Origin of the sequence: Methanobrevibacter sp. AbM4 (assembly GCF_000404165.1) — an archaeon.
Lineage (GTDB): Archaea > Methanobacteriota > Methanobacteria > Methanobacteriales > Methanobacteriaceae > Methanarmilla > Methanarmilla boviskoreani.
Map to the genome: position 1 here is coordinate 1,043,899 of NC_021355.1, position 12,735 is coordinate 1,056,633.

At 26.7% G+C, this 12,735-nt stretch carries 9 protein-coding genes; 1 reads left to right on the top strand and 8 read right to left on the bottom strand.

All coding sequences use genetic code 11. The features are described 5' to 3' along the window. Positions 1-10 precede the first annotated feature (10 nt). A complete protein-coding gene (locus tag ABM4_RS04225; protein WP_016358440.1) occupies positions 11-1,177 on the top strand; it encodes an ATP-binding protein in 1,167 nt (388 codons plus the stop codon). A gap of 385 nt (positions 1,178-1,562) precedes the next feature. Here ABM4_RS04225 and ABM4_RS04230 read toward each other — a convergent pair whose 3' ends face one another. From ABM4_RS04230 to ABM4_RS04265, 8 genes are all read right to left on the bottom strand, one after another. Further along, entirely contained in the window at positions 1,563-4,277 is a 2,715-nt protein-coding gene (locus tag ABM4_RS04230) for an adhesin-like protein (RefSeq protein ID WP_016358441.1), read from the bottom strand. 633 nt (positions 4,278-4,910) lie between these two features. Then, positions 4,911-5,114, bottom strand: coding sequence for a histone family protein (locus ABM4_RS04235; RefSeq protein ID WP_016358442.1), 204 nt, complete (start codon positions 5,112-5,114; stop codon positions 4,911-4,913). Positions 5,115-5,721: 607 nt separating this feature from the next. Further along, on the bottom strand, positions 5,722-7,134 hold the full coding sequence (locus ABM4_RS04240) for a DHA2 family efflux MFS transporter permease subunit (RefSeq protein WP_016358443.1): 1,413 nt from the start codon (positions 7,132-7,134) through the stop codon (positions 5,722-5,724). Between the two features lie 317 nt (positions 7,135-7,451). After that, positions 7,452-8,042 carry a TetR/AcrR family transcriptional regulator gene (locus ABM4_RS04245; protein WP_016358444.1) on the bottom strand — a complete coding sequence of 197 codons (591 nt, stop codon included), beginning with the start codon at positions 8,040-8,042 and terminating at the stop codon, positions 7,452-7,454. Between the two features lie 210 nt (positions 8,043-8,252). After that, entirely contained in the window at positions 8,253-9,620 is a 1,368-nt protein-coding gene (locus ABM4_RS04250; RefSeq protein ID WP_048201022.1) for an NAD(P)/FAD-dependent oxidoreductase, read from the bottom strand. 362 nt (positions 9,621-9,982) lie between these two features. Continuing rightward, positions 9,983-10,486 carry a hypothetical protein gene (locus tag ABM4_RS04255; RefSeq protein ID WP_016358446.1) on the bottom strand — a complete coding sequence of 168 codons (504 nt, stop codon included), beginning with the start codon at positions 10,484-10,486 and terminating at the stop codon, positions 9,983-9,985. 675 nt (positions 10,487-11,161) lie between these two features. Further along, positions 11,162-11,551, bottom strand: a complete 390-nt coding sequence (locus tag ABM4_RS04260) for a hydrogenase iron-sulfur subunit (RefSeq protein ID WP_016358447.1) — start codon at positions 11,549-11,551, stop codon at positions 11,162-11,164. A gap of 26 nt (positions 11,552-11,577) precedes the next feature. Continuing rightward, positions 11,578-12,735: a Coenzyme F420 hydrogenase/dehydrogenase, beta subunit C-terminal domain gene (locus tag ABM4_RS04265; protein WP_016358448.1), complete on the bottom strand. Its 1,158-nt coding sequence runs from the start codon at positions 12,733-12,735 to the stop codon at positions 11,578-11,580.

Genomic DNA, 12,735 nt, shown 5'->3' on the forward strand with positions numbered 1-12,735 from the left:
TTTTGATATTATGTTACCCATTTCAGTACCAAATGATGTTGATAAATACTTCTATAATAGAAAAAAGGATATTAAACGGATTTCATTACAATTAAAGAGTATTGAAGAAGATTTACCTAACCAATTATTAATTACAGGAAACAGGGGAGTAGGTAAAACATTCCTACTTAAAAAAATACTTCATAATCAGCCAGATTACATTTTAAGTGCATATGTAGATATTTCAAAGATCTATGGCATGAATAAGAAAATATCCGAAGAGGAGATTTTAAAGGAAATCCTTATTGAAATAAATAAAACCTTAAATAAGGATGCGAATCTATTTAATAAATTTCAAAACTATCTAAAAACTATGTTTAATACTAAAGATTATGACTTTAGCAATCCAGAAACTATATTAAATATCCCAATACCTAAAATAAAGGATAATTATGAAAAAATTAGCAAATTTGTAATGGAACTTCCTCAAAGAATTGTCGATTCCTCTGATGTTAAAGGTTTTATTGTTGTAATTGATGAATTTCAATTAATAAAATATGTTGAAAATCCTGAGGCATTCTTCTGGTTATTTAGAAGTTATCTTCAAAATTTAAACAATGTTTGTTATATTTTTACAGGTTCCGTATCAAAAACAGCAGATATCATTGAAATGATTAATGGTCAAACCGGTGCATTTGGTGGCCGTATGATACAAATTAATATTGATCCATTTACAGAAGAAGAAACAGCTAACTATATTCGGGACAGGACAGACATTAAATTTACGGAGGATGGTTTTGAAAGATTCTATAAGTGTACCCGTGGAATCCCTGCATATATCAATACTTTTTCCAATATTCTAGATTCCAATGTTGAATATACAAGTGATATGATTAAAGAGGTATTTTTCCTTCAAATGGATCAGATTGTTATAATGTGGCTATATGTATGGGGCAATTTAAACGATTATGAAAAAACCATAATTAAATTAATTGTCGATAACGATTCTCTAAGTTTTAAAGAGCTTTTAACTATGACCAAATATTCTTCCACTACTTTATCCAAATATTTAGAACAATTAAATAATAAGAGCCTTCTTAAATACAATAGGGATAATGATTATGTAATAAACGATTCTATGTTAAAGTCATGGCTAAAAAATAAAAAGAGACCGAAGGTCATTATCCAGTTTAAATGATTTATTTATATGAAAATTTATATTTAAGTAGTATTTTAAAGAATACTTATCTATAAAAAAAATAAAAAGTGTAAAATAGAATTTTACACTATAAACTCCCTATTTTTTACGTTTTAAAGGTATTAATACAATTAATCCTAAAACCAGATATAAAATGTATAATGGATTACCTGTTTTATAGTTAAAACTTAGATAATCAAAATCATTATTATTTTCTTTTTTTATAATCTTTAAAAAATTTAAATAATGTTTTAATATAAAAAAAATAGAAGAATATTCCCTTATTAAAAATAAAAAAAGTATTAGGATTAGAAAATCCTAATTGAAAAAGTGTTTAATTTTTTTCTAAATATAATACCCAATATCTGTTTAATTAATAATAAACCTATTTTATTAATAAATTATCTAATTTTTTTCTTCTAGGCACGAATACACAGGATAGGAAGGCAATAATCAAAACAATTATTGGAATACCGGTAACAGGACTATTTTCAACAAAAATAGCTGTATTATTAGCTAAACTGTCCTCATTATAATCATTATTACCAATATTATTGTCTGTTTTATTATTATCTGTTTTATTAGTGTTATTGGTGTTATTGGTATTATTAGTGTTATTGGTATTGTTTGATATAACCTGAACTTGTGTACTATTAATTGTAATATTGTTAATTTCATTAGTATTGACAATTATTGTATTAGTAAAATTACCATCCTTTACTGCTTTGAAATATAAACTGATATTAGCACTTTGATTTGGCTCTAGATTATTAGAATAATAAAATATATTTTTATCATTCATAGTCCAATTATCACCAATAAATTTAATGAATTTTAAATTTTCTGGAATATCCTCTATAAAGGAGATTTTAGTCAGATTATAATCACCAATATTTTTAACTACAATAATATATGAAAGTTCATCACCTAATTTAACAACAGTAATGTTTGGGGTTTTATTTATAAAAATTTTTGCCTCAAATACAGGTAATTCTAAAGTTTGATAATCAATAGTAGCATATAATGTGTTATTTGTAGTACTTTTAGAATATAATGTATTTAATTTATTATTTACTAAAGCACCAGTTATAGGATCATATACACCAGTTTTTGCAGTGAAACTCACATTTCGAATAGGTAAATATTGATTAAAACCACTAATATTTTCGCCATCAGTATATTGAGTTAAGCCAGCAGTTAAATTATAGGTTTTACCAACAAACATAAAGGTTTCATTACTTACAAAGGTCATTAAAACCCAGTTATGATTGACAATACCACCTTCACTATTATTGACATATCTGTCAACTGGATTTTTATTAGAGCCCCACCAGTTATAGGTTAAATTAACACCATCTTCCACATAACTATCACTAATAACATCATAATTATTATCATCAGGATTATCTATAATAACACAATTACTAATATTACCACCACATATCCATATAGCACCTGCTCTAGGAGCAGTGTTATTAATAAATAAACAACCTTCTATAATATCAATACCATACTCATATTCTCCTTGTTTATTGCAAGAAATTGCACCTGCCTTTTCACTTGCAGAGTTATTAATAAATGTGGAATTATATATTCTACCAAGATCTTCATCAGAGACATATATTGCTCCAGCTATTTCTGCAGTATTATTATAAAATGTAGAATTAATTACAGTGAAGTTATGATAACCATATGGTGAATGATAAATAGCACCACCTATTCTAGATGCACTACAATCAATAAATTTTGAAGAGTTAACGGTAACATCAATAAAAACAACATCGGTAGATATTGCACCTCCACTGCTTAATGCAGTACAATTAATAAAAGTACAATTATTAATATTAGAGACATAATTATCTTCATATAATATTGCACCACCGTCATCAGCAGCCATAGTATTAATAAAACTACAATTATTCAATTCTAGAATATTACTTTTAGAGTTTACATATAATGCTCCACCATCATAATTAGCAGTCGTATTTATAAAACTACAGTTATTAAATATTATACTTCCATCATCAAAAGAACCTCTGTTTAAATATATTGAACCGCCACAGTATTCGGAAAAGGAATTAATAAATTTAGAGTTGGATATTGTACTATTATAAACATCACTTTCTAAATAGATATCAGCTCCATCCCCATCAACATAATTACTATCAAATAAACAATTATCAATAATTAAATTCTCGCTTGAATCATAAATTGCCCCATAAGTACAATTATTATTAGTGAAATTTGAATTAATTATTTTTGTGTTAATATTATCAACGGTACAAATAGCAGATCCTGAATGTAATACCCTGGTATAATTAGTAATTAAATTATTATCATTAAAGAGACAGTTTGATATAGTAAGATTGGAATCTTTAGAAAAAATTCCACCACCTTTAATTCTAGTATAATTCTTATATTTATCATCAACACTAAACCTAACATTAGAATTGGTGAAACTAGAATTATTAATATTTGCTGTAGAATTTAAAAGATAAACAGCTCCTCCATTAACAGATACAAATTTAGTATTATTGACTAGATCTATATTAATTGTATTATTATCAAAATTACAATTATTGATATCTAATTTGGAATTATTAGCAAATAGTGCTGTTACAGATTCATTATTCATACCATTTATTAATTTTAAGTCATTTAATTCTAAACTTGAATCATTTATATTAAAAATTCTAGCAAGATTTGATCCATCTAATGTATGCCCATTACCATTAATAACTAAAGTTTTACCATTAATTGTAATACCGTCAGGTAGATTATCATTTTCAGCATATTTATAATCCTTATCTAAATTTATTGTTCCATTTGTATTAGAATCAATTAATTTTTGTAAGTCACTGAAACTACCACCATCACCGCCATCATTTAATATAATCTGAGACTCATCTTTAGAATTGAGTTTAGCACTATAATCAATTGTAATATCTGAACCATTATTCAAACACAGGTTAGAACTTTGAGGATTACTATATGGATCAGTACTATTAGTTAAACTACTGTTTGTAGCAGATACACCAACTAAACAAAGAGAGAATAATAAGATAATACTTACTATGAGGATTAATTTCTTTTTTAACACATTTTCACCTCCTATCGATTATATAGATAATTAAGACAATATTATTTTATCATATTCGAAACAAATTTAAAATTGTTGAATAAAATTCTAATTTTATTAAATAATATTGAATAAAAATCCATTATTAAGCAAAAAAACTTAATGTGTATATTTTGTATTATTTAATATTTAAAACTTTTTACTAATAGAAATCAAATAAACCGTAAATATAATAAAATAAAAATTAAAAAGACAATCATATTATAATTAGAAACATGAAACAGATATTTCATGAGCTTTAAAAAATCTTTAAACCATTCAAATAAAAATAAAAATATGAATTGGACAAACATATAAAATGAACAAAACATTAAAATGATAAAAATATATGCTAAAAGATTAAGTCATTAAAGAAAAACAATGATTGAATCCTGCGAAAGTTGCATATTTAATTGATAAAAACCAGGTAACCCTTAAACAATAATATTAAAAAAGCAGAACTAATAATAATCATTAATCCCATAGCATAGAGAAGTTCAAAAACAGTCTTAAAATATAATTGTTTAATTAATCTAAAAAAAAGTTTAATTTTAAAAAAATTAATAATTTAAATATAAAAACACTCAAAAAAATAAAGATAAATAATTTATTTATCTATTGATCTTTAATAGCTAATTCAATATCGTCAGCTTTTACAGTTTGTCTTTTTGCTATTTTAGCATATTCAATAGCTTTAGTAGCGATAGCTTCTGCTTCTTCTTCTAAGTATTTAACTAAAGCATCAGTAGCATCTCCACTTACTCTTTCTGCACCAGCTTCTTTGATGATCCTATTGATTGGAGCTTTTGCAATTCCCATATTTTCACCTCTATAATTAAATTTTTTAACTGAATTCTATACAATTTAATGTATAACTTTACTTTTAGTGCTTATTGTTTATAAATATGTTGTTTTTACTTTGAAATATATGAATATTTTACCTCCATATAATCTAAATAAAGTTAAGATGTTTATAAATTTTTAAAATTTTTAACAAAATTAAAAAAGATATTAGTTTAAATTTTATTATTATATTAAAGTAAAGCACTTTACCTAAATAAATTAAATAAAAAAATAAATTAAAATAAAGTACTTTACTTAAATAAAGTATAATACTTAACAATTAATAAAGTAGATACATGGAAATTTACAAGTTATGTTCCAAATAATATTGACAAACATTTTTTAACATTAAAAAAGCATATTGAAGAAATATCTGACAGTTAAAATACTTATTAAATAAATTGAATTGAAAAGATAAAAAAAATAGATTATAAAAACAAAAAAACGATATAATTAATAAGAATATAAACAATTTAATGTTTATATTTTACTAATTTTTTATAAATTCTTACTCCTTTTGAGAATAATATCAATGAATACAGTAGTTATAAACTAGAAGCCTCATTCCATTCTAGGAATAATACTATAAATCATAGTTCTTATTCCTTTTTAAGAATAATGTTAAAACAAATACAATTAATAGGAAAATAGTACCTATTTCAAATGAGAAGTTAACCCCTTTAGCCAATGCTAAAGCATGTTGTACTGCTGTTGGATTTGCAATAGCACTTAAATAATTATTCTGACCAATAGTCATAAAACTTGTAAATAATGAAGATCCTATTGCCCCACCAATTTGCTGACTTGAAGTCATGATTGCAGAACCAGATGGATAATCCTCTGATTTCAAGTTACCTAATGTATTGGTTTGGTTAGGTGACAATGAAAGACCTGAACCTATATAGAATCCACAGATAATTAATACGATAACTATGAAACTAGTACTTAAATCGACCATGGTTAATAAGAATGCAGATAATGCCATAATAGCTGTACCGGTACAGATAACTATTCTAGGTCCATGATCATCATAAATATGACCGGATAATATTGGCAATACACTTCCAAGTATTGTTCCAGGCAACATGATTAAACTTGCTGTAAGTGAACTTGTATGAAGTGAGGTTTCAAGGTACATTGGTATAAGTACAACAATAGCAAATATAAGCATTACATTTGCAAGGTTTGTAATAATTCCAATTGTGAATATTTTGTCTTTAAATACACCAATTCTAAGTAGTGGGTGATCTGAGTGTAATTGACGGTATCCGAATAAGATTAGGAAAACTAAACCTACCACAAGAGTGATAATTACATTAACCAGACCTTCATCACTAAGATGACTAAATCCATATATGATTAATGTTAATCCAATGGCTGCTAGAATTAAAGATACAACATCTAGTTTTGCATCTCCTGTATCGGTAATGTTTTCTAATTTTCTAGATGCGATAACAGCACATATTATAAACAATATCAACATTATTACAAAGTATAAATGCCAATCAGTAAATTCCATAATTAAACCCATGATTACAGGAGCAAATATCGGTGCTGATAAGACGACCAGGGAAACAATACCCATCATAAATCCCCTTCTTTGAGGTATTGTAATATACATTACACTATTAAATACAAGTGGTACTATAATACCTGTACCTAATGCCTGAATAATCCTTCCAGCAAGTATCATAGGAAAATCAAAGGATGCTGCTGATATGATAGATCCTACAATCAAAAGTAGCATTGCCGTTAGAAACAGTTTTCTTGTTGTATATTTTTTCATCAAAAATGCAGTCATTAAAAATACAATTCCGGATACAAGAACATATCCTGTTGTTAACCATTGGACAATTCCAGCACTAATTGCATATTCCGCCATAATATGTGGAAAAGCTACATTCAATGCGGTTTCATTAAGCATTGAAATGAACCCGCCAATGATTAGTATTGCAATTATAGTTTTTCCTTTCTCTATTTTAAAAATATTATCCATTTAAGTCCATCCATAAAATTATAAAAAAGTTGTTAGTCAAGGTTTTAATTCATCATATGTAGAATTAAGTTAAACTAGAATGAAATAAGCAATTATCAATAGATAAAGCTTAAATTTAAAATTATTTACCGAACAGCTAAATTAAAAAGATATTCTGATAATTAAAGCTTAAAAACTTTAAAGTTAAAACAGTTATAGTTAATTAATCAAAGCAATATTAATTGAATAATCAAAGTTTAAAATAGCTTGAATAAATAACCAATAAATTAAATGAAATAACTATTCTATAGAGTAGATAGCTATAGATTAAAAATAAATTAAGATGATTTTTTAATCAAATCATATATTATATCTGCCACATTTAAGATATATGTGTCATCTTTTTTAACAGTGGACATAAGAATAGCTCCCTCAATCAATGATTCAATTGTCTTTGATACTTCCTTTGCCTTATCATCATCAAAACCATTTTCCACTAACTTATCAAAATAGGCCTTCTCAAATGTACTATACGCCTCTTCACATGCTTTTCGTATATTGTCATTGGTTTTTGACGTTTCTAAAGCAATTAAATTAATTGAAATCTTTCTATTACTTTGAAAAGAGCTTAAATCATCATTGTCAATATAAACGTTCTCTGCCATTTCACGGACAAATTTTTTCATTGACTCTGCAGGATCATCTATTTTTTCAAGATTCCTCCTTATCATACCGTCAACGAAATTCTTTGTCATTTCAATACTTTCAAGTGCTAATTGCTCTTTACCATTAGGAAAATAGTAATATAATGAGCCTTTAGGACAATCACTTTTTCTTAAAATTTCGTTAAGACCAGTACCATAGTACCCCTTATCTTGAAATAGTATTATGGCAGCGTTTAATATTTTCTGTTTATTATTATTCTCCATACTAAAACCTTAAAATTATAATGACTGGTCTACATAATAATCTATTATTTTCATTTTATATAAAGCTTTTCCATAATCTAAAAAATAGTCTTAACTTAATTAAGTATAATCAATATAACCTTAATAATTGTTTTAAAAAATAAAAGAAAAAAATAGGATAAAAATCTTTAAACAAAGAATTAGCTAATAGAAATAATTAGATAATTACAGCTACTCCTTTCTATAACCGATATTATAATGGATATTATGCAATTTATATAATGCCACAGAACTACTGGACGGGAAGGCATAAATCATATAATCAAGTTCCTCCAATGTGATCTTCTTAAATATTATGAATGTAAATAGATTTGCAAGATTTTCAGCCTCAGAACTATATATCTCAGCACCTAAAATGTTCTTATCCTTATCAGTTACAACAGTACATTCTGCGGTATCCTCATTCTTAAGCTCAATTGAATAGGATTTGCCATATTCTATTCTATGAACCTCATATTTCTCAGGATGTTTTAATGCATAGGAGGCAGTGACACCAACGGTGGCTATTCTCGGCAATGTAAATACAACAGCAGGAACAACAGGATATGTAATATCCTCGGTTGTTTTTCCTAAAAGATATTTTGCCAGATATTTTGACTGATGGATTGCGACGGTTACAAGCTTTGGCTGTTTCGTATCTGCAACATCGCCTACAGCATAGATATTATCAACGGATGTTCTAAGATGGCCGTCTACCGGAATACCACTATCCGCATATTCCAAACCTACCTTGTCAAGACCAATATCCTCCACATTTGCTATTCTTCCCTGGGCTCCAAGTACATAGTCCCCCATTAAAGTTAGACCCTTTTTAGTTTTAACTACATATTGATCTTTATCCCTGGATACCTCAGCAGGTTCCTCAAAATAATGGAAATTCACACTACTGTTTTCAAGTTTACGGACAATGTTTTCAACATATGGCTGATAGAAATGTCTTAAAACCCTATCGGATCTTACTAAAATGTCAACCTCCTTACCTGCCTCCTCAAGTATTGACGCAAACTCTATGGATACGAATCCTGCACCGAAGATTATTGTTTTATCTGGAAGTTCATCAATGTTCAGAAAGTCAGTACTATCATGGATATATTCTTTACCTGGAATATCAGGTATATAAGGTTTTAAACCGGTGGCTATTACAATCCTATCACCGTAATAAATATCGTCACCTACCTGAACATGATGTTTGTCTACAATTACCCCCTTACCATCTGCAACATCAAGATTGTATTCCTTGAATTTACCCTCTAAAAATTTTGGAAGGTTGGCTATTCTTTTTCTTTTATATTCCATTAGGCTAGGCCAATCTACTGAGAAATCACCTTTCTTGCCTATTCCCTCAAATCTCTTAATGGCTGAAGACAATTCATAAGGACCGTCAAGTAATATTTTGGAGTTACAGCCATAATTAGCACAGGCACCTCCATATAACCCTTCTTCAATAATTAAAACTTTCCATCCTGCATCAGATAAAAATCTGGCACCCTGCCAAGCAGCGTTTCCACTGCCAATATAAATTATATCATATTTATCCATCATTTAACCTTCCTTACTTTATTATTAAATTATGTTCATGTGAAAAATTTAATTCATTTAAATATTTATTTAAAGTAAATATTAAACTAATGTATCTAAATAGAAACTAATAGATAATAATTAATGTATTAAAGAGAAACAAAAATCTGATTTAAATTGATTTATCTATAAAACTAAATAATAAATTTAATCAATCTATAAAAATTAATTAATATACTAATTAACTTAAATATATATTATAAAATTTAAATAATAAATAATCTAGTACTTATTATTTAATTTAAAACAAATAAAAAATAGAATTAAATTATAAAAATAGAAAATATAATTAAAAATAATAATATAAATTTAAATTCATACGACTAATTAATGTCTCTATAAAATGAAATTATATTTTCTGTATAAGAATTTAATGAAAAATAATGAGAAACATCACAAAAATCTACTTGAAACATGTCAAATTCCAATCTAAAATCTTCATACTCTTTAATAAATTCCTTTAAATCCTCAGCTGAAAACTCCGTGAAAGTAGATAAATTATTTAATTCCATCAATTTAAATTTATATTCGGCAATGTATAACAGTTTCTTTAAAACCTCATCAACCAACATTATAAAGAATTTATAAATCTCATCATCTGCAAATATTTTCATAATATAATAATCTAATTCTTTAAAATCATCATATTCTGCTTGAAATACGAATTCTGTCATTAAAAAACTAGATATATAACTAGTATTAGAATTAATTAAAGAACGTATTTCATCATTACATTTAACAAATGATTCATCGCTAGACTCCAAAAGATCATTGTTTATTGTAATTAAATTAATAATCGAATCCCTATATGTTTCACCATATTCCATAAAATCACTATTCTAGAATTATGAAGGTTATGAAAACCTATTTATTTTAAATTTTAACAAAAAGTTCTTTTTAATGAATAATAATAAATAATAAATGAATTAATTAAAAATAAGAAAAATAATTAGGTATATTAAATTTTGTCGTTTCTAATTCTAAATATAAAGTTCATTTGAGTAGATACACCTAATTATTTTCAATTTTTACATGAATTCAAGTAAACATAAATATGATTAATGAAAATAAATCAATGCATTTAGATTTAAACTATAAAATTTTAATATTAGCAGATATTTAAATATGGCTTTTTAATAATAAAGGTTATATAATTTCTTATAGTAGATAACTATATAATAAGGACATTTTTTTAACCAATTTATTTTAATCCCAATTTTTTTGCAAAAAATATATTTTTTTAATTTAGCAGATTTTATAAAAATTTTTTGTTTTTAGATAGTTTATCAAATAGGAAACTAATTTAATTATTTTAAAGATTCAAATCAATCTCTCATTAACTTATTTTCAAAATCTATTTTTATATTAAATAATAATATAAACATTAAACTTTTTTTAAATGGTATGATAAACAACTAATATTTTTTAATAAGTTAAATATAAAAAAAGCCTTAATTGTACTCTTTAAATATCTAATTATCAAAAAACATTAATTAATATGATCATCTTATCTTTTCTATTTCAGATGTGAAATTGATCATAGCTTTCTGGAATTTTTCTCCTTCTGAAGCTGAAATCCAATCATAGTCAAATCTTTCAGGATTAATTCCTAACTCTTCAAGTATAACTTTTATTAACAATGCTCGTCTTCTCCATTTGTAATTACCTGAATCATAGTGGCAATCACCAATATGGCATCCTCCTACAAATACCCCGTCAGCACCTTCATGAAAAGCTTTGAAAACCATTTCAGGGTTAATTCTTCCAGAACACATAACCCTTATAATTCTTACATTTGGGGGATATTGCATTCTAGCGGTACCTGCAGTATCTGCTCCCCCATAACAACACCAATTACAACAAAATCCTACAATTTTTACATCATCACTCATAATATCACCAATTTTAACCATAACACCTAATCTAATATTTCCTCTTTTTCACCACTATACATTGGAGGTTTACCGTCTGTAATACCAGATTTATATCCTGTGCTTTCACGGTATTTTAATTGTATTTTTTGGTATAATTTAGCAATTGGTAATTCCATAGGACAGACATCTTCACATTGACCACAATTTACACAACTAAATGCCATATGACTCATTCTAACACCATGTAAAATTAATGCATCAGGTTTCTCTGTTGGATCTTCTCTAAAGAAATCTTCATCTAATCTACATGTATTACAATTACATATTGGACAGACATCCCTACATCTTTTACATTTAAGACAGCGGCCAAGAACTTGAATTAACTCATCGCCTTCAGGCAATTCTTCAAATAGTTGAGTTTCTTGTGTTTTTTTAGACATATTAACCATAATACCTTCAATTTTACTTCTGATATTTATTTGTTTTTCTGAAGGTTTTTTAGTTTTGATATATCCTGCCTTCTCAGCATCCTCCACTAATTTTTCCCCTTTATCGGAATTTATTTGGATAAAAGTATAACCGTCACTTGCACCCCAATTACCACAAGCTATATCCGCTTTTATTGGTATTTTAAATTCACATCTTTGACAGTTTTCTCTTCTTCCAAATCCCTCTTCTTCCAATTGATCTATTTTAACTGATTTTTCTTCCCCGTTTTCAAGTTCTACAGTGAAATTACCCTTTGTAATTTCCTCTGAATTAACTTCATTAGGGTCAAGATCATAGAATAATTCTATCATTTCCTCTGCAACAGTAGGACGAACTGTTCCACCACAGTTTAATCCAATCATATAAACATTATCTTTATTAATACCATGCCTTTTTATAACTTCATCAATAGCCATTGCATCACAAGGTTTTGTTGTAACAGCTATTTTTTCATCATTTAAATATCTAGCAATTAAATCAGAAACCATTGTAGGTGCACAATGTAATGATCCGGCAGTATTAATTAAATCTTCACCATCTGTAGTATATGTTGGTATACCATCATAGACACTGTTACCTTCTTTAACATTTAAAACCCCATCAACTATGTTGGAATCAAGTAAATATTTAAGTAATGCTGTTACTGCACCACCATTTTCTCCTCTTTCAAAAATATCATTATCAACTGCTTTTGCTTCAATATATTTATCCAT

Coding starts and splice junctions, on each gene's coding strand:
- ABM4_RS04235 (WP_016358442.1), bottom strand. CDS start 5,114: ATGGGAATTGCAAAAGCTCCAATCAATAGGATCATCAAAGAAGCTGGT.
- ABM4_RS04225 (WP_016358440.1), top strand. CDS start 11: ATGTTACCCATTTCAGTACCAAATGATGTTGATAAATACTTCTATAAT.
- ABM4_RS04250 (WP_048201022.1), bottom strand. CDS start 9,620: ATGGATAAATATGATATAATTTATATTGGCAGTGGAAACGCTGCTTGG.
- ABM4_RS04265 (WP_016358448.1), bottom strand. CDS start 12,735: ATGGATAAATATATTGAAGCAAAAGCAGTTGATAATGATATTTTTGAA.
- ABM4_RS04245 (WP_016358444.1), bottom strand. CDS start 8,042: ATGGAGAATAATAATAAACAGAAAATATTAAACGCTGCCATAATACTA.
- ABM4_RS04260 (WP_016358447.1), bottom strand. CDS start 11,551: ATGAGTGATGATGTAAAAATTGTAGGATTTTGTTGTAATTGGTGTTGT.
- ABM4_RS04255 (WP_016358446.1), bottom strand. CDS start 10,486: ATGGAATATGGTGAAACATATAGGGATTCGATTATTAATTTAATTACA.
- ABM4_RS04240 (WP_016358443.1), bottom strand. CDS start 7,134: ATGGATAATATTTTTAAAATAGAGAAAGGAAAAACTATAATTGCAATA.